The sequence below is a fragment of the Pseudomonas sp. K8 genome (assembly GCF_014889455.1).
GTDB classification, from domain to species: domain Bacteria; phylum Pseudomonadota; class Gammaproteobacteria; order Pseudomonadales; family Pseudomonadaceae; genus Aquipseudomonas; species Aquipseudomonas veronii.
In genome coordinates, this window is the sequence record NZ_VJWO01000027.1 from 64,329 (window position 1) to 85,546 (window position 21,218).

A 21,218-nucleotide genomic window follows, 5' to 3' on the forward strand; every position below is an offset into this window, starting at 1 on the left:
GCAAACGAGCGGGTGCCGCTGAAATACACCTTGATAGTGCCACTCAAGTAAACAACGCACCAGCCCGGGCATTACCCGGAAAGTTGAACGTATTCATTCGAAAATAACATTTCTCGAAGCCAGCCCCCGTATATCAACACGTTGAGGCCGCGAAACTAACAAGGCTGGCGGTTTAACATCGGAGCAAATGTTATTAATTGTCGGAAAACCTCAGGCCCGGCCGTACTTGTCTTCGAAACGCACAATATCGTCCTCGCCCAGATAAGAACCCGACTGCACTTCGATCAATTCCAACGCAATCACGCCAGGGTTCTCCAAGGCATGCACCTGGCCAATCGGGATGTAGGTCGATTGGTTTTCCGAGACCAGGTACGTCTGTTCGCCATTGGTGACCTTGGCCGTACCGCTGACCACGATCCAGTGCTCCGCACGGTGATGATGCATCTGCACCGACAGCTTGGCGCCGGGCTTCACGGTGATGCGTTTGACCTGGTAGCGGTGGCCGCTGTCGATGGCGTCATACATGCCCCAGGGCCGGTAGACCTCACGATGGTTGAGGTGCTCATGACGCCCGTCGCGCTTGAGTTGGTCGACAATGCCCTTGACCTGCTGCACCTGGTCCTTGTGCGCCACCAGCACCGCGTCCTTGGTTTCGACGATGATCAGGTCCTGCACGCCCACCGTGGCGACCAGGCGGCTGTCGGCGTTCACGTAGGTATCGCGGGTATCCAGTTGCAGCACATCGCCCTGCAGCACGTTGCCGCCGTCGGTTTTCTCGCTGGCTTCCCATAACGCCGACCAGGAACCGATATCACTCCAACCGGCCTGCAACGGCACCATGATTGCGTCGCTGGTTTTTTCCATCACCGCATAGTCGATGGAGTCGTCCGGGCAGGCGGCGAATAGCGCCTCATCGACCCGGGTGAACAACTGATCCTGGCTACCCGCGGCCAACGCCGCGCGGCAGGCCGTGAGAATCGCCGGCTGCAAGCGTGCCAAGGCGTCCAGGTAACGGCTGGCACGGAACATGAACATGCCGCTGTTCCAGTAATGATCGCCCCGCGCCACGTAGTCGGCAGCGGTGGCGGCATCCGGCTTCTCGACGAAACGCTTCACCGCATACCCGCCCTCGCCCACCGCCTCGCCCTGCTCGATATAGCCGTACCCGGTGTGCGCGCTGGTCGGCGTGATGCCGAACGTCACCAGCTTGCCGGCCTCGGCCAGCGGCAGCGCCACCGCGAGGCTGGCATGAAACGCAGGAACATCTTCAATCAGATGATCCGCCGCCAGCACCAGCAGAATCGGGTCGCGGGACTCGTCGAGCGCCTTGCAGGCCGCCAGCGCAATCGCTGGCGCGGTATTGCGCCCCATGGGTTCGAGCAGGATGCTCGCCTGCTCCATGCCCAATTGACGCAATTGTTCGGCCACCAGAAAACGGTGCTGCTCATTGCAGATCACTTGCGGCAAGGCGACATCCGCGCCCTCCAGCCGGCCGATGGTCTGCTGCAACATCGACAGGCTTTTATGGGTCAGGCGCAAGAACTGTTTGGGGTTCAGTTGCCGCGAGAGCGGCCACAGGCGCGAACCCGAACCGCCCGCCAAGATCACCGGTAATAACATGAACGCGTCCTTCGATAGAGGGTCAGAAATAGGCACGGGTGTTCTCGTGTACACGTGGGCTGTAGCGCAGCTCATCCAGCGGCCACCAGCGGTAGTGCCGATGCTGCTCGGTGGGCGGTTCCAGGACCTGATTCTCGGCAAGGGTCAGGCAATAACCCAGCACCACGTAGTGGGTGTCCGGGCCGTTCCCGGCGTTGGCGAAGACGCTGTCGTCGTAGAAGTGCTCGAACACACCCAGCAACTGCGCATCGGCGCGTTCGAAGGTGTGGCCGAGTTCTTCGTGGGTCAGGCGGCGGAAGGCGTCGTCCAGGGTTTCGTTTTTCTGGATGCGCCCGCCGGGGACGAACCAGAAGCCATAGGCCGGCCGGTTGATCCGCAAGCCCAGCAACGTATCGCCGTTGGGTTTCCTCACGATCAAGTCGATGGCCACCAACGGCGTCGACATCACGACCGTATTGAAGGTCGGTAAATCAAGCCACATAAGCGTCAGACCTGTGCCATAAAGCGTTGGAGGACACGCTCTTTATCGAGAAAATCCGCGGCGTAGTTCAACGCCACCCTGTTGCGCACAGGCAATGCCAGCACCCGCTCGATCCCTGCATTCAGGGCGCTGACCGATTCGGGTTCGACCCGCACGGCAATGCCCGGATGCTCGTCGCACAGCCGGCCAAGGGTGGTGTCGGGGTCAGCGGTGATGATTGCATTGCCGCCGACGGCCAGAATGTTGGTCAACTTGGAGGGCAATACCGAATCCGCCGCGCCGCGTTTCTGGATCACCAGGTGGACGTCCGCCGAGGCCAGCAGCGCAGGCAAGTCTTCATACGCCTGCAACGGGGCGAAGACCACGTTGTGCAGGCCCTCGCTGTGTGCGCGCTGCAGCAGGCGGGCCTGGCCGGCGCCCTGGCCGACGATCAGAAACACCAGCTCCGGGCGATGGACGTGAGCCTGGGCGGCATCGAGGATCAGTTCGAGCCCCTGCTTCTCGCCGATGTTGCCCGAGTACAACAGCACCCGCTTTCCCGCCGGCACGCCGAGCCGTTCCAGCAGCCCGCTGTTGCGCGGTACATCGAGGAAACGCTCGGTCTCCGACCAGTTGGGAAAGAACAGCAGGCGCTGCGCCTCGACGCCTTTGCCGGCCGCCTTCTCCAGCATGCCGCTGGATATCGTCGAGACCCGGTCAAAGCGCCGCAGCAAGCCGCGCTCCACGCCCCACGCGAGTCGCCGCAGTAACGGGCTGCCGCCCAGGCCCAGGCCGAACATCGCATCGACTTCATAATCCTGGATATGCAGCACGGACTTGGCGCCACACAGCCTGGCCAACAACAAGGCCTGGGGCGCGCAGAACAAGGTCGGCACCACCAGGATGACCAGGTCCGGCTTCCAGCGCAGTTGCGCCAATACCGCCAGGCACGAACTGGCGGAAAAGCTGATCAGGTGCAGCAAGCGCTTCAGCGCCGTGGGCTTGCGCGGCACGTACAACGGGCAGCGCACCACCGTCACGCCGTCGACCTGTTCGGTGCGAAAACGCCACGCCGAGTAGCCCTCGCCGACCTGCCATTGCGGGTAATACGGCGGCGCCGTGACTACCCGCACCGCGTGGCCCTTGCTGGCGAGCCAGCGCGCCTGTTCACCGCTGTACTTGCCGATGCCGGTCAGCTCGGGGCTGTAGTTGATGCCATACAAAAGGATCTTCATTAATGGCCCCGAGGCTGTTCGAGGGCCGCGAGATACGCGTTGTAGGCATCGCGCAGCCCCTCCTCCAACGGCACGTAGGCTTCCCAGCCGAGAGCGTTGATACGGCTGACATCGAGCAACTTGCGCGGCGCACCGTCGGGTTTGCTGGTATCGAACCGCAAACGGCCCTTGAAGCCCGTGACCCGGGCCAGCGCCTCGGCCAGTTCGCGGATGGTGCAATCCACGCCGGTGCCGACGTTGACATGGGAACGCATGGGCTCGGTGTGTTCGCCATAGCCCTCCTGGCTGAGTTCCATCACATGCACGCTGGCGGCCGCCATATCATCCACATGCAGGAACTCGCGCCGTGGCGCGCCGCTGCCCCAGATCAGCACTTCTTCGTCACCGCGCTGCACCGCCTCATGGAAACGACGCAGCAAGCCGGCGATCACATGGCTGTTATGCGGGTGGTAGTTGTCGCCCGGGCCGTACAGGTTGGTCGGCATCACACTGCGGTAATCGCGCCCGTGCTGGCGGTTGTAGCTTTCGCACAACTTGATGCCGGCGATCTTGGCCACGGCGTAGGGTTCGTTAGTCGGTTCCAGCGAGCCGGCAAGCAGCGCTTGCTCGGTCATCGGCTGGGCGGCGAGCACCGGGTAGATGCACGACGATCCGAGGAACAACAACTTGAACACCCCATGAGTGTGGGCGGCGTGGATCACATTGGCCTGGATCATCAGGTTCTGGTAGATGAAATCGGCGGGGTACGTGGCGTTGGCGTGAATCCCACCGACCCTGGCCGCCGCCAGGTACACCTGGTCGATCCGTTGTTCGGCGAAATACGCGTGCACGGCCGCGGGGTCCAACAGGTCCAGTCGATCGCGGCCGGCGGTGAGGATCTGGGTATAGCCCAAGGCCCAGAGGCGGCGCACGATGGCCGAGCCGACCATACCGCGATGGCCGGCGACAAAGATCCGTGCGTTCAGATCACGTGCCATGCTCAGTTCTCCACGGCAATCGGCGCATCGTGGCCGTGCAGGCGCAGCAACGCATGGCGCCGCGCGATTTGCAGGTCTTCGCGGACCATCTCCGCACACATCTGCTGGGCGCTGATTTCCGGCACCCAGCCCAGTTTCTGCTTGGCCTTGGACGGGTCGCCCAGCAGCGTCTCGACTTCCGCCGGGCGGAAGTAACGCGGGTCCACCCGCACAATCACGTCACCCACCAGCATGCCGGGCGCCAGGTCGCCGTCGATGTGCTCGACCACCCCGACTTCCTCCACGCCCTCGCCGACAAAGCGCAAGCGCAGCCCCAGTTCCGCCGCCGACCAGCGAATGAAATCGCGCACCGAATACTGCACCCCGGTGGCAATCACGAAGTCTTCGGGACTGTCCTGCTGCAGCATCATCCACTGCATGCGAACGTAGTCCTTGGCATGGCCCCAGTCGCGCAAGGCGTCCATATTGCCCATGTACAGGCATTGCTCCAGGCCCAGGGCGATGTTGGTCAAGGCGCGGGTGATCTTGCGGGTGACGAAGGTTTCGCCACGACGGGGCGACTCGTGGTTGAACAGGATGCCGTTGCAGGCATACAGCCCGTAGGCTTCGCGGAAATTCACGGTGATCCAGTAGGCATACAGCTTGGCCACGGCATAGGGCGAGCGCGGATAGAACGGCGTGGTTTCCTTTTGCGGGGTTTCCTGCACCAGCCCGTACAACTCGGACGTGGAGGCCTGGTAGAAGCGGGTCTTCTTTTCCAGGCCGAGCAGACGGATGGCCTCGAGGATGCGCAAGGTGCCGAGGGCGTCTACGTCGGCGGTGTACTCCGGCGAATCGAAGCTGACGGCCACGTGGGATTGGGCTCCGAGGTTATAGATCTCGTCCGGCTGGATCTGCTGGATGATGCGCGTCAGGTTGGACGAATCCGCCAGGTCGCCATAATGCAGGATCAGGTTTTTATGCAGGGCTTGGGGGTCTTGGTAAATGTGATCGATGCGCTGGGTATTGAACGACGAAGAGCGGCGTTTCAAGCCATGCACGACGTAGCCTTTTTCCAGCAACAGTTCCGCCAGGTAAGAACCATCCTGCCCGGTAATCCCGGTAATAAGCGCGACTTTTTTCATGTCTATCTCCCAAATAATAGGCGAGCGAAGGCCGACACCCGAACTTGGGTGTTTGTTAAAAACGGTCAGTTATTTCGGTATGGGCAGCGTCAAGTTATGTCCGGTCAACTTTGAAAGTTCGCGGACGATTGAGTCCTTATCGTCTAAGTGAGCGATCGCGGTTTCCAGTTCAAGCACCTTGGCGCCCACCAGAAAGCGGTACCAGTAACCTTGCAGCAAGTGATAAACCAGGCCGCTGCGGCCATCGAGAAAACCCAGTTGAACGATGTAGCGCCAGAGGAAGTACGCCGTCGAACTCAAGGTAAACGGCACGCGGTTATACACCCGGTTTTTAACCAGGCGCTTGAGCTTGGCCTGGAACGAACTGTGGCCCTCATTCAATTCATGGCGCACCGCAAACAACCCCAGGCGCGAGTTGATGATCTCAATCGCTTCACGGGTCGCGTACTGGTTGTGCTTGTGGGTGAAGAACGTCAAGTCGTGCAGGTTGTGATCGGCAAACCCGCCCTCCAGGGTGATGGTGCGACCCTCGGCCACCGAGATGTGCTCGTCCATCCAGCGATCTTCGATGCGCCCCTGCCCCGTGCGCCACAGCCGCAGCATCTTCAACGGGTAGCGACCGCCATGGCGCACCCAGCGGCCCATGAAAATATGCTTGCGCTTGAAGTTGATGCCGGTGATGCCCTGGTCCAGCGTCGGCAGCCGCGTGTTGATCTGCGCCGCCAAATCGGCCTCGATGATTTCATCGGCATCCAGGCGCATCGTCCAGTTACCGGTGATCGGCAAATTATCCAGCGCCCACTGGAACTGCTTGGCCTGGTTGACGAACGCGTGCTGCACCACCAGGGCGCCGTGGCGCCGGGCGATCTCGCAGGTGTCGTCGCTGGAGAACGAGTCGACCACCAGCACTTCGTCGCTGAAGGCGCGCACCGACTCGATCGCGCGGGCGATATGCAGGCTTTCGTTGTAGGTGAGGATGATCACACTGACGGTTTCGCGTTTCATGTCAGCCACCGTGCAGTTGCAGAATTTCGGCGGTCTGACGCCGTGGCGAACGCGCGGCCCGGAAGTGGCTTTCCAGAGGCTTGCCCACCGCGATCATCATGATCAACCGCTCGCTGGCTTCGATACCGCCCACGCTACGAATTTTCTTTTCCACTGCGTTCAGGATCGCCAGGTTCAACGGGCAAGCGCCCAGCCCATTGGCATGACACGCCAGCAGCAAGCCCATGGAAAACAACGCACCGTCGACATACAGCTGGTTACGCTGGCCGGCACCACCCCAGGCGGTCACTTCCGAGGTGACCACGAACAGGTTGTCCACGGAATGCGCAAAGCCACGTGAGCCACCTTGCAGCTCGAGCATTTGCGCAATCACCGCACGGTCCTGGTAGACATGCACCCGCGACGACTGGCGATTGCATTGCGACGGTGCCGACTGCGCCAGCTCCACCAGCGAGGTAAGCAAGCAGCTGTCAAGCTTGCCGGACTGGAACATCCGGCAACTGGAGCGCGACTGCAGGAACGCCTTGGCGTCCAACTCGCCATTGCCCAGCCACGGCGCGGCGCGCTTGGTGCCGCCATTGCCTAGGGTGCCGTCGCGCTTAAGATGCTCGACATAAGCATCCAGATAAAACAGAAAGTCATCGCTCAAACCCAGAGTACGATGCAGGTCGAGATAACCCTGGAAGGCGCCCAGAGCCATTTCCAGCGGTAACGCTGAGTAGGTGCGGTCGTACTCGTTGAGCATATGAATGATGCCGTTGATTTTGTCCTTTCCGAACAACGGTTTGGGCTCCTTGAGCGACAAGCCTTTTTCAACGGTGTGGGTTTCAATTAGGATTTTGTAAAACAACTTCTTGTTGCGGTTCGCGAACGGCGAATACCCGTTGTGGCGAACAAACGTGTACATGTCGCGAAAAAACTCGCTCAAGAAAAACATCAACTTCCATGTCTTATCCATCATGCGCTTTACCTGTTTCATTGTGCGATGTCTCTCGGTTTGATGGGGCGGCAGGGCGCGCCGACGCAAATCATCCAGGCCGGCAAATCGGTGGTGACCACCGAGCGCGCGCCAACCACACAACCCTCGCCCACCAGACAACCCGGATGGATGAACGACTCGGCGGCAACCCATACGTGGTCCTTGATGACGATCTCTCGAGTTACCAGCGGCCGCAGCAAGCTGCGAGTGTCATGGGTGCCCGCGCATAAAAAACTGCGTTGGCTGATGGCGACTTTTGATCCAATGGTGATCCTGGCCATGGCGTACACATCCACTCCATCGGCGATGGCTGTAAAGTCACCGACTTCAAGGTTCCACGGTGCCCAGATGCAGCATGTGGGTGCGATGCGGCAACCAACACCGATCCTGGCGCCGAAACAGCGCAGCAGGAAACACCGCCAGCCATGCAGCATCCAGCGTGGTGTGGGGCGAAACAGCAACTGATACACCGCGCCCCATACCAGGCGCCGAGCCTTGTTGCTGCGGGGCAAGGTGTCTACATACTTCAGGCGTTCAAAACCACTCATGACTTGATCGCCGCAAGCTGTTCCAACAAATAGCGCTCACCCACTTGCTGCAACGCCTGACGCCGAGCGCGCACCGCGACCCAGTCAATCGGCGCAGCAATCAAGCTATGCACTTGATCGATGTTGTCAGCCGGCAAAAAGCGCTGGGACAGTTCCAGCTTTGCCAGCAGATTGCACACGCGGGCGTTGAGCGAAGCCTTGCTGCCCGGCAAGCCAACGGCAATAAATGGCTTCTCGAAAATGATCGCGAACACTGTTGCATGGAAAGAGTTGGTCACCACATATGCCGACTCCTTCAACAACTTGAGCCAGTCCTGCGGTCCTACTTGCACCGTCTGGCCGATCTGCCGCCAGCGCCGGTGCGCGTTATAGGGTGAAACAATCGGTCCAGCGACGTGCCAGGACAACGCCTGGGCGACCTCCCTGACGCCGACGCCGGTACGCAGCGCATAACAGAACACATGGCCGCTGCGCGTCTGGGTGGACGTGGCCAGCAACGCCGAGTAATCGCGGTGCAGCAGCGTCGGGTCGGGCACACACTGGGCCGTCAGCCCCGAAACCTGTTGGACAATTTCCACCCCGCTCTCTTCACGCACGCTGACCGCTGACAGTTGCTTAAGCAGCACCTCGGCTTCAGCATGGTACTCAGGCTCCAGGTACTCCTTGCCAAAGCTCGCGGCGTAAGAGATGCGCCGAATAGCCTTGTCGCAATCGAAAGCGAGAAAATAGGCGGGGTCCAGGCCTGTCTGGCCCGAAGGATTCCAAATCTGGTCACTGCCTGCCACCAGCAACTGCTGGCCGCGGACCGCTTGGTTGAGCTGATCTGCACAGGTATAGCGCGGCCCGTCGATATTCAGGAAGCGCACCTTGAACGCCTCAAACTGACGAGATTGGGCGTTAGCCCCAAACACCCGGGTTTTCAAAGACAGGGTTTTCAAGTACAGCGCCTTGAGATTGCCCTTGAAGTGACGTGGATTCAGCAGTTGTTTGAGCTCGCTGCCGTCTTCGACGTACGCCGGATGGTAGTTGATCAGGCTGACCTGCAAGCCCTGTTGCTGCAACCAACGCTGCAACGCATAGGCTTGCAACACAGCGCCGAAGTTCTCACTGAAATGGTACGTCAGTATCCCAGCCCTGACGGGGCGTACAGATGCGCTCATGATCCAGCCTGTCTTAATAAGGAATGTGTAGAGGGTGTAGGCAGGACAAAGGCCTGGCGCGCAGGTGCTGCTTTATTGAGCAGACCGATGAATATCGACCACACCAGCAAATAGCTGCCGTCAAACGTGGTGAAGAACTGATAACTGGTCTTGAACGAAAAGATCAGCAGGATCGCCCCCACCGCCAGCGACACGGAGTTGCGTGGCAAGGTGCTGAACAGGAGACCAAATAGCACGACCCCCACCAAGCCCAACTTCGCGAGTACGCCCCAATACCCGTTCTCGATGTCAAACTTGGAATTCTCGAACCAACGCTCGTCATTGGTTGGCACCCCCGGCGTCAATTGCTTCGCCAGGCCATTACCAAGAAACACTGTGGCCGGGCTCTCCAGAAAGGACGTCTTGGCGTGAGAGATCTCGAAGGCACGGGTGACGTCCTCGCCCTTCTCCTCAAACAAATATGTGGCAAAGCGCGACACAGCCAGGGGGCTGGCATAAAACGTCAGAGTGCCCAAGGCAACAATGGCCACTACTAGCACCGCAAGAGATTTGAGCTTGCGCTGGGTGATCGCCGATAACAGGATCATCACCGCCATCGCCGCCAGGATGGTCTTGGAGCCGGCCGCCAGCAGTGTCACCGCAAGGATCAGCATCAACGCGATCTTGCGCTGGCAACAGGCATAGAAAAACAGCAGCACCGCCGAGCTAGTGGGAAACAGCATGATCCTGCCCACCTCGTCACTGGACTTGGAGGCAGCGTTGGTCAAGTCAATACCAACGCCATACAGGCTCACTTGCAGCAACTGACCAAGGGCAAAAATATAAATCGCCCGTTCGATGATGCGGCGATAGCTGACGCTGTGGGTACGGGCAATTTTCTCCACATTGGCCAGCGCATAGCTATAGCCGGCCAACAGCAGCACAAAATAGAAAAACGGAATTCCGGAACGCAAGAATTGATACAAGGAAATTTTCGAGCCGCTGGACACCAGCACCTGCAGGACGCTGGCGCCAACCACGAGCGATAGCAAGGCTGCAGCCCGGGTGAATCCGCGCGCCGCATACACCACAAAGGGCAATAGCAGCAGCAATGCCAAGGGCTGCGATAGGTTATTGCTCAACGCCAACGGCAAGGCGAAAAACGTCAGCGGCAGGTATAGGGTCAGGCGCGCCTGGGACAACGTCATGGGGAAACCTCCCCAGCGAACTGCACCTTACTAATCAACCGCAGATACACCAACACCACCAGCTCTGGCAGCGACAACAACAACGAAGCCCCCAACAACGGGTCAATCCGGTCAATGCACAGCATCCACAATAGCAACACCAACAGGCTGCTCAGCGCGTAAATCACCGATGTACGGGTATGACGATTAGTGGAGATCAACATCGCCGCGAGAATGAACCAGGCCACGTTCAAAATTGTATGGGAGCCGATCAGCGCCAATGACACCCGGTCAATCTGCACCAAACCATGGCTCCACAGCGCAATAATCTGTGGGCCGCCCCAGATACCGGCGCCGTACACCAGCACGCACACACTCAGCACCAGGGAACTGGCGCGCTGGGTAAAGCGCCGAGCTTCCTCGAACTGGCCGCGCCCGGCCAGGCGCGAGATTTCCGGGGTCAGCGCATTGCTGCAGGTGATGCCCAACTGGATGATCAACCGCATCAAGGTTCGTGCCATGGTGTAACCCACCACTACGCTTGGGCCGGCGATCTGGTTCAGCAACTGCAAACCGCCTTGAAGGGTGATCAACTGTGCTAGCGGGATGGCTGCGCTGCCCACGGCGGGTTTCCAAATACCCCGAAACTCTGCCCAGGAGGCCGACGCCAGTCCAAGCAGCGGCCACGGCGAAACACGTCGCACAAACAGCGTCACCAACACAACGAACAGCGCTTGGCTGAAGAACATGCCTTGGGCCAACTGCAGCTCGGTACCGCCCAGCATCAGGATGAGAATCGACAGCACGATATCCAAAGTTCTGCGATTGGCCATGATAAAGACACCGCCGACGGTTTTGTCGATCACCCGGAACCATGCCTCGATCGGCCCACCCAATAAACGCGTACACAGGTAACCGGACATGAACACCACCACCAGGCTCGCCTGGCCAGGGTCGAGGCTCTTGAGCTTCAATAACCCAACCCAGTCGATCCACCGACCCAGGGTCAATGAGAACAGCAACACCAGTGCAACCACCACCAGGGTGAATGCCAACGCAGTCTGCACACTGCGCCGCGCACCCGGCACATCCCCTTGGCTTGCGCGCACCGTAGCGCGAGTGGCAGAGGCTTGGGCAACGCCCAGGTCCAACAGGCTGAGCATCGACGGAATACCGGTGAGTACCAACCAATCGGCATAACGCCCGGTACCCCAGGCATGCAGGAAGAACGGCACCAGTACCAATTGCGCCGCCAGTGTCACCAGCTGGGTATAGCCATAACTCAAAACATTGAGGCGAAACCGGCTCGACAGCGAACGGGATACCAGCGGCGGCTTCTCAAGAACCTTGCTCATAAGTCGTCAGGCTTTGTCGGACTGGTAGGCGTAGTGGTAGTAACCGTAATCGCCGTAGCCGTAACTGGCAGAACGACGTTTTTCCACACCATTGAATATCGCGCCCTTGAGCTCGATGCCGTTCTGATTAAAGCGCCGTAGGGTCAGCTCGACTTCCTTCGCCGAATTGATGCCAAAACGGGTAACCAGCAGGCTTGTTCCGGATTGACGCCCGACAATGGCGGCATCCGTCACCGCCAGCAATGGCGGCGTATCAATGATCACTAGGTCATACAGCTCGCTGACCTCGGCCAACAACGCAGCGAAATTGGGATGCATCAGCAATTCGGACGGGTTGGGTGGGATCTGCCCGCGACCGATGAAATCGAACAGTTCTACATCAGTTTTTTGAGTCGCCTCCTGCAATTGGCACCGTTTGACCAACAGATCCGACAAACCTATTTCCGCCGTAGTACCGAGCATTTTGTGCATATAGCCCTTGCGCATATCCGCATCGATCAGCAATACCCGCTGCCCAGACTGGGCCACCACCGCAGCCAGGTTTGCCGAGACAAACGTCTTGCCCACCCCCGGGCTGGGACCACAAATCATCAGGCGATTGTCCTTCGCCTCCAGCATCGCGAAATGCAGGCTGGTGCGCAGGCTGCGCATTGCCTCCATAACCAGGTCATTAGGATGATTCAAGGCCAGCAGCGACGGCACCGCTGAGCGACCCTTGAAGGCACGGATTTCCTCGGTCTTTTGCAACGAGCTGAATGGGATCGATGCATACACCGGCAAGCCGAGTTTCTCGATGTCATCGGGGTTTTCCAAGCCACGGCTGAGCAGGCTGCGCATCAGCACCAGGCCCACCGAAAGCATGCCGCCGAGCAGCATCGCCAGCAGTACCACAATGACCTTGCGCGGCTCTACGGGCTTGCTGATGTTAGCGTCGGCGCTGTCGATCAAGCGCACGTTACCCACGGTGCCGGCCCGCATCACATCCAGTTCCTGGGAACGATTGAGCAGTTGGGTATAAATCTCGGTGCCCACCTGTACATCTCGGGTCAGGCTCAACAGTTCTTGCTGGGTGCTGGGCAGACCTTCGATCCGTTTGGTCAATTGCGCCTGCTTACCGGTGAGTTCATCAAGCTTGGCCAATAACGCACGGTAGGCTGGATGTTGACGGGTGAACTTGCGGTCCATTTCAGCCTGTTGCAGCTTGAGCTCGGAGATGCCGGTGTCCAGGGCCACCACCTGATCGAGCACAGCCTTGGCTTCGAGGCTAATGTCGATGGATTTGCTCCGGGTCTGAAAGCTATTCAGCGCGCTTTCAGCCTTCTCCAAGTCGCGGCGCACCTGTGGCAATTGATCATTGAGGAACGCTAGGCTCTGCGCCGCCTCGGCTGAAGTGCGGTCAACATTTTGGCGCACATACAGGCTGGAGATTTCATTCAGCGTACGCACCGCCAAAGCTGGGTGTGTGCTCTCCAGCGATAGGCTGATGATCCCCGATTCCTTACCGCGCTCCACCACATTGAGCAGGTCCTGATAATCAGCAACTGCATCCAGGCGTGGCTTGCGTACAATCTTGAAGCGCGCCCCCGGGTTAGCCCGCAGGACTTCGACCAGCACCTCCACGCCGTCCTCGGCGAAAGGTTCGCCGACGCGGCCCGCAGCGATCTGCCGATCGTCCTCATCAAACAGTTGGTAGCTCTGATCATCTCCGGTCACCAGCACCAGGGTGGTACCCAGTAATGCGGCCGGTAGCTTCAACGTCGCTAGGCTCAGGCGCTCACCACCAGCACTATAGCGGCTGATGCCGAACAGTGGCGGTGCGATATCGCCCGGGGTTTGCGGCGCATAATGCCGGGCAAGAAAGCCGCCAATCAACGGGAAGTGCTGGGGTGTGATGGTAATGTCCAACTTCAAGGTATCGACCGTCTTGCCGATGATCGTGCGCGACTTGATCAGCTCGATCTCAGTCACCGCCGGTGATTCCTTGCCCAACAGACTACTCACATCGGAGAAACCGAGCATATCGTTTTTCTTCGGTTCCACTTGGATCAAGGCGTTGGCCTGGTACACCGGAGACGACAGGACCGCGTAGGCCGCGCCGATCAGCATGCACGTACCGGTGACTCCCGCAATAAGCCATTTGTGATCGATCAGGGTGCCCAACATGCCGAGCAAATCGATCTCGTCATGATGCGGATTGTCAGCGGAGGCGTTCTGGGGTGAATACATAAATCGACTCTTCGTCCTTGCAATCGTTAAAAGGGCGTCAGCGCGCCAAGCGCTGTGCCCAGGCCTCTGCGGCCTGCTCAATCAAGGCATAGGCCTGCACAAAGGCCGGCTTGCCCTGTCGATAGGGGTCCCTGATTTCACGCTCTTGCTGCCACTTACCCAGCAGGAACACTTTGCCCCGGGCCTCGGGAGCGAGGTTGAGTACGCCGTCAACGTGATGCTGCTCCATCACCAGGATCAGGTCAGCCTCGCTCACGGCCTCAACGCTCAGTTGCCGGGCCCTGTGCTCCTGGGGAACATGCCCATGCTCTCGCAGGACTTCGCTTGCCGTGGACTCCAGCGGGTGATCACGCAATGCCGCCAAGCCCGCCGAACTCACCTTGATATCGGATGGTTGAAGGGCGGCCCCTAGCAGTTGTTGCGCAGTGGGACTGCGGCAAATATTGCCGATACACACAATCAAAACTTTTTTGAACAAGGCAACCTCCCACGCACCGCACAGTAATAAATCGGCAAAGGGACTACCTTATCTCCAACTTTCAACAACCAACAACTTACGACCCTTTAATTATGATCACAGCTGACATAGGGCGACTATCTGTTGAGCAGGACAATAAATAACAATAATTGTATTATCCGACTAAAAATAACATTCCCTTACTTTTGCGCCTCTTCATAATAAAGTGCCCACCGAGCACAGCAACGAGGCACGGCCATGAAAAGTTCAAAGTTACTGGTAGAGCGTATTGGCCTGTTCCCGTCTTCGGGAAACATTCATGTCAATGTCGACAACTCGACAACGGTGGTTGAGCGAATGCACATGTTATATGCCAGCAACTCTTTAGACTTCGACGAATCCGGTTCCGGGCTGTCCATGGTCTTCGCCGACTGGCGCTTCAAGTTGCAAGTCAGTAATGCCCTGTCCGTCTGCCTGTGCGTAGAGAGCCGTGGCGACCGCCATTTCATGCAAACCAAGACCGACGAGCTGCTGGCGAACATCTTCAACACCGAGGGACGCCCATCAACCGGTATGCCCGTTCAAGACACGCCTCCACTCATTGCGCCTTGATCGGCCCGGAGCCGACGCGCCACGCGGGCTCCTGATGGGCGCGTGACGCCCCGGAGACGCTGACGGCGACATGGTTAAGCAGGTTCTCGGCGTTGTACTTGGGCACCAGCGCACTCAATAACACGACCACTGCCCCAGCGCCGATCAGCGATGGCGACACATTGACCTGCGCGACATCTATTCGCCACAAGAACGTCAGCGCGGCCACCGCGCCCAATAACCCGCCCGCCAGCGCCTCGTTCAGAGGGTGGATGTACGGCGCGACACAATAAGCACTGAACCAACCGGTGGCGATCAATCCGGCGAGCGCCGCGGGCCAGCGCAAGGCCGGGTTGAACTGGCGCGCCACCAAACTCATTGCCACGGTGACCACCAGGCATGTGTTCATGGCGTGGCCACTGAGCACGGCAATATCAAGGTGTTGAAACGAAACGCCCCAGCCCTTGAACAGCAACTTGCTGAACGCCACGATTGAATAAGTGCAAGCGACGGTGATGAGCCATCCCTTGAGCGCCCGCGGCGACGAATAGCGTAGCCACACAGCGATGACCAGCGCGGCCGGAATCATGACGGTAATACCGCCATAGTGTGCGAGTTCTTCGCGCATGAGTGCCCCACCTGACCCAGCAATTTTCCGCGCCCATCAGACCTCAGGCCCAGGGAAAACACAACGTTATCTACGGTCAGGTTAAAGCCCTTGCCGCCCGCACCCCTACGCGCCCACAGGGGTCAAGCGGCGTTGCGGATCTTGTGCAAGGCGTCCGCCACCCACTTGCCGAACGCATCCACCGGCCCTTGCAGGTTACCGAGGAAGTGCGGGTAGATCAGCCACAGGTTCATCACCGGCTTGAAGTCCTTGAGCGGCATCACTGCCAGTTGCTCGCGGTGGGCGCTACGCTCCAGCAACGGGCGCGGCACCAGGCCCAGTCCCAGGCCGTCCGCCACCAGGCCCAGTTGCAGCTCGGTGCCGAAGGTTTCCAGGTTCACCCGCAACGCCAGGCCCTGATCGGACAAGGTGCGTTGCAAGCCGGCACGGAAGCCGCAGCCGTCCGGGTTGAGGATCCAGCCGTTCTGGTACACATCGGCCAGCTTGCACGGTTTCTTCGGCAACTGTGCCTTGGCGCAGACCACCACCAACTCCATCTTGCCGATGGATTCACCCACCACGTTGTCCGGGAAAATCTTGCCCGCCGGGAACAACGCCGCCGCCGCATCCAGCTCGCCGCGTTCGATCTTGCCGACCAATTGGCTGCCCCAGCCGGTGGCGACCTGGGCGCGCAGGTCAGGGTATTCGGTGCGCAGGTGCTTGAGCGCATCGAGCAGCACCACGTCGCCGATGGTTTGCGGCACACCGAGGCGCAACAGCCCGGTGGGCGGCGCATCGGTGGCCACCAGTTCGCGCAGGGCATCCATCTCACGCAGGATCAGCCGGCACTGCTCATAGACGCGCGTGCCGATCAGCGTAGGCTTGAGGGGCTTGGTGTTGCGGTCGAACAGCTCCACGCCCAACGCCTGCTCGAAGTTCTGCACACGGCGGGTGATGGCCGGCTGGGTCAGCTGCAAAGACTCGGCGGCATGGCTGATGGACTGGCACCGAATCACTTCGACAAAAGCATCGATATCGTCAATTTTCATTTGGGCCGCACATAGAAAACAGTCATTAAGATGTGTGCGAAGCATAGTTGCAGGCACGTTTTCTGGATAGCCCGGGCTGTGTTCGATAACGTCTAACACGATGCAGAGCGGTTCTAAATCACCTTCAGCTATAAGCTAATCATTAAAAAATAGCATATTAACTACAAACATTATGCTTAGATAAACCGATCAACAGTAGCCGATGGAAGTGTCATGACCCAGGCCAAGCACCCCGAAAGACTCAGGGCCTTCATAGGCGCCCTGGCGGAATTGATTGACGCTAATCCACGCGAAGGCGACCTGTTGCACCGTGGCGGCAAGCTGCTCGCGCAACTGGTCAGCCATGACGACTGGCTCCCCGACGAATACGCCCAACCCGACCCCGAGCGCTACCAGCAATTTTTGCTGCATGCCGATTCGCGCCAGCGCTTCAGCATCGTCAGTTTCGTATGGGGGCCGGGGCAAAGCACGCCGATTCATGACCATCGGGTCTGGGGCCTGATCGGCATGCTGCGCGGTTCGGAATTCTCCCAAGGCTTCGCGCGCGCCACCGACGGGCGCCTGGTCGCCGCGGGCCAGCCGATCCAACTGGTGCCGGGCCAGGTCGAGGCCGTGTCGCCCAAGGTCGGCGATATCCATCAGGTAAGCAATGCTCACCCCGATCAGGTGTCGATCAGCATTCATGTGTACGGCGCCAATATCGGTGCCGTGCGCCGCGCGGTGTACCAGCCTGACGGCAGCGAGAAGCTGTTTATCTCCGGTTATTCCAACGCCTTTCTCCCGAACATCTGGGACTTGTCCAAAGAAAAGAGCCCTGCCCTATGAGCACCGTATCGCACCGCAGCTTTGCCCAGATTCGCCAGGCCCTGTTGGACCGCGAAGAAGTCGCCCTGGTGGACGTGCGCGAAGAAGCGCCGTTTGCCGAATCCCACCCGCTGTTCGCCGCGAACATCCCGCTGTCCAAGCTGGAACTGGAGGTGTACTCGCGCATCCCGCGGCGCGATACCCAGGTGACGGTCTACGACAACGGCGAAGGGCTTGCCAGCCGCGCCGCCGAGCGCCTGGTTGCGCTGGGCTACACCGCGGTCAGCCTGTTGGAGGGCGGCCTGGACGGTTGGCGCAACGCCGGTGGCGAGCTGTTTATCGACGTCAACGTGCCGAGCAAGGCCTTCGGCGAGTTGGTGGAGAGTGAACGCCACACGCCGTCCCTGGCCGCCGAAGAGGTGCAGGCCCTGCTCGACAGCCAGGCCGATGTGGTGGTGCTCGACGCCCGCCGCTTCGACGAATACCAGACCATGAGCATCCCCACCGGCATCAGCGTGCCCGGCGCCGAGCTGGTGTTGCGCGCCCGTGAGCTGGCGCCGGACCCGGCCACCCGCATCATCGTCAACTGCGCCGGGCGCACCCGTAGCATTATCGGCACCCAGTCGCTGATCAATGCCGGCGTAGCCAACCTCGTGTCGGCCCTGCGCAATGGCACCATCGGCTGGACCCTGGCCGGGCAGACACTCGCCCACGGCCAGTCGCGCCGCTTTGCGCCGACCGACGAAGCCCACCGCCAACTCGCCGCCCAGGATGCACGCCGAGTGGCCGACCGCGCCCGCGTCGGCCGCGCAAGCCTGGCCGACCTACAACGCTGGCAACAGGACACGACGCGCACCACCTACCTGTTCGATGTACGCACCCCGGAAGAATTCGACACCGGCCACCTGCCCGGCGCCCGTTCCACCCCGGGCGGCCAACTGGTCCAGGAAACCGACCATGTCGCCAGCGTGCGCGGTGCGCGATTGGTGCTGGCCGATGACGACGGCGTGCGGGCGAATATGTCTGCGTCCTGGCTGGCCCAACTGGGCTGGGAAGTGCATGTGCTGGATGACCTGCAACCGGCACACTTCAGTGAAACCGGCGCCTGGATCGCCCCGGTGCCCGCCGCGCCCCAGGCCGAACTGATCAGCCCGCAGACCCTGGCCGAGTGGCAGGCCCATGGCGACACCGTTGTGCTGGACTTCACCGCCAGCGCCAACTACGTCAAGCGCCACATCCCCGGCGCCTGGTGGACCCTGCGCGCGCAACTGCCGCAAGCCCTGGCCAAAGTGCCGAACGCCGAGCGCTACGTCCTGACCTGCGGCAGCAGCCAACTGGCGCGCCTGGCCGTGGCCGAAGTCGAAGCCCTCACCGGCAAACACGTGTTCCTGTTGCAAGACGGCACCGCCGGCTGGATCGCCGCCCAACTGCCGCTGGAAGCAGGTGAAACCCGCCTGGCCTTGCCGCGCATCGACCGCTACCGCCGGCCGTATGAAGGCACCGACAATCCCAAGGAAGCCATGCAGGCCTATCTGGATTGGGAGTTCGGGCTGGTGGAGCAATTGGCTCGGGATGGGACACATGGGTTTTATGTGATCTGAGTCTGCCATCAGCGCGGGCTACGCTGGCTGCGTGTGCATAGGCAGACGCGGCCGCATTCGAAATCGCTGATGACGCGCCGTCGACGTTGATGTCCGGGCGAGCCGCCAAATGTGCGTCGACATGGAAGAACGGCTTGTAGGTTGTTAGTTAAGCACCAGTGTGTTTTTCAGGCCCGTCCACTGCGCGTTTTCGAGATCGCCCATGGGCTGGGCCTTGATGTAACTCAGGGCAAGCAGTTGGCGAGTGCCAGGTACGATCAGCCCTAACTGATACTGATAAATGCGCTCGCCACCTCTGCCGAACTGGTTGTGGACCTCGAGGGCGTCAACATCTTGCCTGGCACCGACGCGAACATTTTGCAGTGGTTGGTAGCGTAGTTCCTGAACCTGCTGCTCAAGCTTTTTCAGTTGCTCTGTAAAGTTACTGCGCAGGGTTTCTCCATCAGCGAGCACGGCACGGGTGATGATCAATGAAGTGCTCAGGTCGGCGAATTTCAGAATGTTGATGGATGAGTCTTGGACATCATCAGTGGGCAGCGTGAATTGCAGTTCGTTGAGTCGATAGGTCATGGTGGGTTGCTCTGCCTGTCAGTAGTAGATTGGCTTGGGCGATATCGAGTTGGTAGTAATATCAATTCGGATTTTTATGATGCACGTCAAAGCCATCAGGGACTTGGCCTTTTGTCATTCTATCTACCCCTGCCCGGCCATGTTTTTTAAGCAATTTTGGATCTTTTGCCACTTTCTTCAGATACTTTTCCTTAGCTCCGCCTTTTTTCCAAGGTTGGCACGCATCTTCTTGATTTCACTTTTCGTTCTCTTCTGATAGCAGGTTTCAAGACCCCAGGGGTCAATCCACATGAATGGATTAGGTGTGTACTGATGGATATTGAGTCTAAAAATCATACACCTGATACGCAGCAACAAACCCGTTGTCGATGGTGAACGAATTGGGGCTGTTATGGGTTTTGTACTTATCTGACAGACGTGTTTGTACTTGTGTAATGCTTTCTCCAATGAGAATTCCACCGATCGAAACTTTTGGCACTATTGCGTTAGTCAAATTCATAACCACCTCTATTTCGGAGCATTCACTAATGCCCCGCCTACAAAAATTGGGCTATCGACAATTTTTTCGTATTTTACAAAATCTGTTGGGGCTACGCGTCCTTGGACTTCCCCATTTCGGTACACCTTACAATACCCGGATGGTAGTCCGGGACATCTTTGTTTCCGGATTTTGTGATCCTAGTAAACTGCGTCTGCTGAGTCTTGCTGGTGTTAAAATTTGTGATGCTTTTGGTATAGCCTTTTTTCAATAACGACATTTCAACTTGCTGAGGCGTTTTGCCGAAAAGCTTGCTCTCCCACTTTTTAGAAATGTTTTTCCCTCCATTAAGGGCTTTAATGCAAGTTAACCCGAGAGGGTCTACCCATTCAATCGGGTTAGGCGCGAATTGGTATAGATTTAGCCCCCCCCGCCAAGCCAATCGGATCCGGCGTCGTAAACCGCCCCCTAGAAGTCAATAATTTACCTGGCCGATCGTACACACTATTTTACCCATGAGGAAAAATCAGAAATATAGATCTCATCTAATCTTAGATTTGCGGGGATATCTTGAATACTGTCGGCAATTTCATCGAAAGGTGAAGGTATTACGTATGAAATACCGAAGTCTTCCTCTAGGATGAGGGAGCCATTGAAAATGCGTTGTCTTTTTGATAGCTCAGCTATTTCATAAAAAAACATGCCAGTCCTGAATGTTTTCCGGTACGTACCCTTATAGTTTTTATTGCAACCCAGCGAACATATAGCACCGTCAGCCTTGGTGGTAATAGTTATTGTATAATCCACCCAATAAGCCGTCCTGATTTCATTATCAGGCAAAGTATAGTTTTTAACTACGACCTCATGATGCTTATGCAGCTCTTTAAGGTAAATAGAAACATTGCTATCGAGTACAATGTTTGCGAGAGACTCCCCGGATTTTATTTCAGCATTGAAGTCAATCATTTATAAACTCCCGTTCATTAGTGCGCCATCGACATAGACTGGAGAATCTTTGATTAAATCGTAATTTTTAAATCCCCCGTGACCGATTCGGCCAAAAACCACATCTTCCCCCGATTTATTTACTTTATAAATCTTCCAGTAGTCGTTACCGTGAATATTTTTTTGGCTTTTATTTCCACCCGGGTGATAATCCAGCTTATATATGGACCCGGATTTTGTAGTTCGAGAAAATTGAACGTG

Annotated in this window: 21 protein-coding genes and 1 pseudogene; 3 read left to right on the forward strand and 19 right to left on the reverse strand. The window is 58.5% G+C overall.

Translation table 11 applies throughout. The features are described from left to right. Positions 1–210 precede the first annotated feature (210 nt). The 13 genes from INT12_RS18470 to INT12_RS18530 all read right to left on the reverse strand — a co-directional run bounded on the left by INT12_RS18470 (position 211) and on the right by INT12_RS18530 (position 14,333). Positions 211–1,620, reverse strand: a complete 1,410-nt coding sequence (locus INT12_RS18470) for a mannose-1-phosphate guanylyltransferase/mannose-6-phosphate isomerase (RefSeq protein WP_046383830.1) — start codon at positions 1,618–1,620, stop codon at positions 211–213. Between the two features lie 22 nt (positions 1,621–1,642). Further along, entirely contained in the window at positions 1,643–2,101 is a 459-nt protein-coding gene (locus INT12_RS18475) for a GDP-mannose mannosyl hydrolase (RefSeq protein ID WP_046488483.1), read from the reverse strand. Positions 2,102–2,106: 5 nt separating this feature from the next. Continuing rightward, on the reverse strand, positions 2,107–3,315 hold the full coding sequence (locus tag INT12_RS18480; RefSeq protein WP_046383832.1) for a glycosyltransferase WbuB: 1,209 nt from the start codon (positions 3,313–3,315) through the stop codon (positions 2,107–2,109). Further along, a complete protein-coding gene (gene fcl / locus INT12_RS18485) occupies positions 3,315–4,292 on the reverse strand; it encodes a GDP-L-fucose synthase (protein WP_193040456.1) in 978 nt (325 codons plus the stop codon). The genes INT12_RS18480 and fcl overlap by 1 nt, the downstream gene beginning before the upstream one ends. A gap of 2 nt (positions 4,293–4,294) precedes the next feature. After that, positions 4,295–5,416, reverse strand: a complete 1,122-nt coding sequence (gene gmd, locus INT12_RS18490) for a GDP-mannose 4,6-dehydratase (RefSeq protein WP_046383834.1) — start codon at positions 5,414–5,416, stop codon at positions 4,295–4,297. Positions 5,417–5,485: 69 nt separating this feature from the next. Beyond that, complete coding sequence (locus tag INT12_RS18495; protein ID WP_046488486.1) at positions 5,486–6,421, reverse strand: glycosyltransferase family 2 protein; 936 nt, start codon at positions 6,419–6,421, stop codon at positions 5,486–5,488. 1 nt (position 6,422) lies between these two features. Next, on the reverse strand, positions 6,423–7,382 hold the full coding sequence (locus tag INT12_RS18500; protein ID WP_193040455.1) for a nitroreductase family protein: 960 nt from the start codon (positions 7,380–7,382) through the stop codon (positions 6,423–6,425). Between the two features lie 14 nt (positions 7,383–7,396). Then, positions 7,397–7,948, reverse strand: a complete 552-nt coding sequence (locus INT12_RS18505) for an acetyltransferase (protein ID WP_046488489.1) — start codon at positions 7,946–7,948, stop codon at positions 7,397–7,399. After that, positions 7,945–9,108 carry a polysaccharide pyruvyl transferase family protein gene (locus INT12_RS18510; protein ID WP_169885483.1) on the reverse strand — a complete coding sequence of 388 codons (1,164 nt, stop codon included), beginning with the start codon at positions 9,106–9,108 and terminating at the stop codon, positions 7,945–7,947. The genes INT12_RS18505 and INT12_RS18510 overlap by 4 nt, the downstream gene beginning before the upstream one ends. Then, complete coding sequence (locus tag INT12_RS18515; protein WP_193040454.1) at positions 9,105–10,295, reverse strand: O-antigen ligase family protein; 1,191 nt, start codon at positions 10,293–10,295, stop codon at positions 9,105–9,107. The genes INT12_RS18510 and INT12_RS18515 overlap by 4 nt, the downstream gene beginning before the upstream one ends. Next, positions 10,292–11,629 carry a hypothetical protein gene (locus INT12_RS18520; RefSeq protein ID WP_046488494.1) on the reverse strand — a complete coding sequence of 446 codons (1,338 nt, stop codon included), beginning with the start codon at positions 11,627–11,629 and terminating at the stop codon, positions 10,292–10,294. Before INT12_RS18520 ends, INT12_RS18515 begins: the two co-directional genes overlap by 4 nt. A 6-nt stretch (positions 11,630–11,635) precedes the next feature. Beyond that, positions 11,636–13,855 (reverse strand): polysaccharide biosynthesis tyrosine autokinase, encoded by a 2,220-nt coding sequence (locus tag INT12_RS18525; protein WP_169885479.1) that lies wholly within the window; start codon positions 13,853–13,855, stop codon positions 11,636–11,638. A 37-nt stretch (positions 13,856–13,892) separates the two neighbouring features. Further along, the gene (locus tag INT12_RS18530; RefSeq protein WP_126589021.1) at positions 13,893–14,333 is read right to left on the reverse strand and encodes a low molecular weight protein-tyrosine-phosphatase; all 441 of its coding nucleotides are present in this window, start codon (positions 14,331–14,333) and stop codon (positions 13,893–13,895) included. A 237-nt stretch (positions 14,334–14,570) separates the two neighbouring features. Here INT12_RS18530 and INT12_RS18535 point away from each other — a divergent pair, with 237 nt between their 5' ends. Continuing rightward, positions 14,571–14,924, forward strand: coding sequence for a phosphomannomutase (locus tag INT12_RS18535; RefSeq protein ID WP_226926240.1), 354 nt, complete (start codon positions 14,571–14,573; stop codon positions 14,922–14,924). Here INT12_RS18535 and INT12_RS18540 read toward each other — a convergent pair. Next, positions 14,911–15,531, reverse strand: a complete 621-nt coding sequence (locus INT12_RS18540; RefSeq protein ID WP_046383843.1) for a hypothetical protein — start codon at positions 15,529–15,531, stop codon at positions 14,911–14,913. The two genes, INT12_RS18535 and INT12_RS18540, sit on opposite strands and share 14 nt — an antisense overlap. A gap of 122 nt (positions 15,532–15,653) precedes the next feature. Beyond that, positions 15,654–16,559, reverse strand: a complete 906-nt coding sequence (locus INT12_RS18545) for a LysR family transcriptional regulator (RefSeq protein ID WP_046383844.1) — start codon at positions 16,557–16,559, stop codon at positions 15,654–15,656. A gap of 213 nt (positions 16,560–16,772) precedes the next feature. Here INT12_RS18545 and INT12_RS18550 point away from each other — a divergent pair, with 213 nt between their 5' ends. Next, positions 16,773–17,384 carry a cysteine dioxygenase gene (locus tag INT12_RS18550; RefSeq protein ID WP_046383845.1) on the forward strand — a complete coding sequence of 204 codons (612 nt, stop codon included), beginning with the start codon at positions 16,773–16,775 and terminating at the stop codon, positions 17,382–17,384. After that, positions 17,381–18,964, forward strand: coding sequence for a rhodanese-related sulfurtransferase (locus INT12_RS18555; protein WP_193040453.1), 1,584 nt, complete (start codon positions 17,381–17,383; stop codon positions 18,962–18,964). Before INT12_RS18550 ends, INT12_RS18555 begins: the two co-directional genes overlap by 4 nt. Positions 18,965–19,108: 144 nt before the next feature. On the opposite strand, the gene INT12_RS18560 is transcribed toward INT12_RS18555, so the two are convergent. From INT12_RS18560 to INT12_RS31335, 4 genes and pseudogenes are all read right to left on the reverse strand, one after another. Next, positions 19,109–19,534, reverse strand: a complete 426-nt coding sequence (locus INT12_RS18560) for a DcrB-related protein (RefSeq protein WP_126589023.1) — start codon at positions 19,532–19,534, stop codon at positions 19,109–19,111. An 839-nt stretch (positions 19,535–20,373) separates the two neighbouring features. Next, positions 20,374–20,479, reverse strand: a pseudogene (locus INT12_RS32030) (RHS repeat-associated core domain-containing protein); the annotation flags it as partial. Between the two features lie 37 nt (positions 20,480–20,516). Next, positions 20,517–20,978, reverse strand: coding sequence for a hypothetical protein (locus INT12_RS18570; protein ID WP_193058966.1), 462 nt, complete (start codon positions 20,976–20,978; stop codon positions 20,517–20,519). Next, positions 20,979–21,218, reverse strand: a 240-nt coding sequence (locus INT12_RS31335; RefSeq protein WP_226926241.1) for a hypothetical protein, incomplete at its 5' end; no start/stop codon positions are given. It lies immediately after the preceding gene.

What these genes read in the sequence shown, in the direction of transcription:
- fcl (WP_193040456.1), bottom strand. Translation starts at nt 4,292, where the DNA reads ATGGCACGTGATCTGAACGCACGGATCTTTGTCGCCGGCCATCGCGGT.
- INT12_RS18570 (WP_193058966.1), bottom strand. Translation starts at nt 20,978, where the DNA reads ATGATTGACTTCAATGCTGAAATAAAATCCGGGGAGTCTCTCGCAAAC.
- INT12_RS18550 (WP_046383845.1), top strand. Translation starts at nt 16,773, where the DNA reads ATGACCCAGGCCAAGCACCCCGAAAGACTCAGGGCCTTCATAGGCGCC.
- INT12_RS18500 (WP_193040455.1), bottom strand. Translation starts at nt 7,382, where the DNA reads ATGATGGATAAGACATGGAAGTTGATGTTTTTCTTGAGCGAGTTTTTT.
- INT12_RS18540 (WP_046383843.1), bottom strand. Translation starts at nt 15,531, where the DNA reads ATGCGCGAAGAACTCGCACACTATGGCGGTATTACCGTCATGATTCCG.
- INT12_RS18510 (WP_169885483.1), bottom strand. Translation starts at nt 9,108, where the DNA reads ATGAGCGCATCTGTACGCCCCGTCAGGGCTGGGATACTGACGTACCAT.
- INT12_RS18475 (WP_046488483.1), bottom strand. Translation starts at nt 2,101, where the DNA reads ATGTGGCTTGATTTACCGACCTTCAATACGGTCGTGATGTCGACGCCG.
- INT12_RS18555 (WP_193040453.1), top strand. Translation starts at nt 17,381, where the DNA reads ATGAGCACCGTATCGCACCGCAGCTTTGCCCAGATTCGCCAGGCCCTG.
- INT12_RS18560 (WP_126589023.1), bottom strand. Translation starts at nt 19,534, where the DNA reads ATGACCTATCGACTCAACGAACTGCAATTCACGCTGCCCACTGATGAT.
- INT12_RS18535 (WP_226926240.1), top strand. Translation starts at nt 14,571, where the DNA reads ATGAAAAGTTCAAAGTTACTGGTAGAGCGTATTGGCCTGTTCCCGTCT.
- INT12_RS18545 (WP_046383844.1), bottom strand. Translation starts at nt 16,559, where the DNA reads ATGAAAATTGACGATATCGATGCTTTTGTCGAAGTGATTCGGTGCCAG.
- INT12_RS18495 (WP_046488486.1), bottom strand. Translation starts at nt 6,421, where the DNA reads ATGAAACGCGAAACCGTCAGTGTGATCATCCTCACCTACAACGAAAGC.
- INT12_RS18525 (WP_169885479.1), bottom strand. Translation starts at nt 13,855, where the DNA reads ATGTATTCACCCCAGAACGCCTCCGCTGACAATCCGCATCATGACGAG.
- INT12_RS18520 (WP_046488494.1), bottom strand. Translation starts at nt 11,629, where the DNA reads ATGAGCAAGGTTCTTGAGAAGCCGCCGCTGGTATCCCGTTCGCTGTCG.
- INT12_RS18515 (WP_193040454.1), bottom strand. Translation starts at nt 10,295, where the DNA reads ATGACGTTGTCCCAGGCGCGCCTGACCCTATACCTGCCGCTGACGTTT.
- gmd (WP_046383834.1), bottom strand. Translation starts at nt 5,416, where the DNA reads ATGAAAAAAGTCGCGCTTATTACCGGGATTACCGGGCAGGATGGTTCT.
- INT12_RS18505 (WP_046488489.1), bottom strand. Translation starts at nt 7,948, where the DNA reads ATGAGTGGTTTTGAACGCCTGAAGTATGTAGACACCTTGCCCCGCAGC.
- INT12_RS18470 (WP_046383830.1), bottom strand. Translation starts at nt 1,620, where the DNA reads ATGTTATTACCGGTGATCTTGGCGGGCGGTTCGGGTTCGCGCCTGTGG.
- INT12_RS18480 (WP_046383832.1), bottom strand. Translation starts at nt 3,315, where the DNA reads ATGAAGATCCTTTTGTATGGCATCAACTACAGCCCCGAGCTGACCGGC.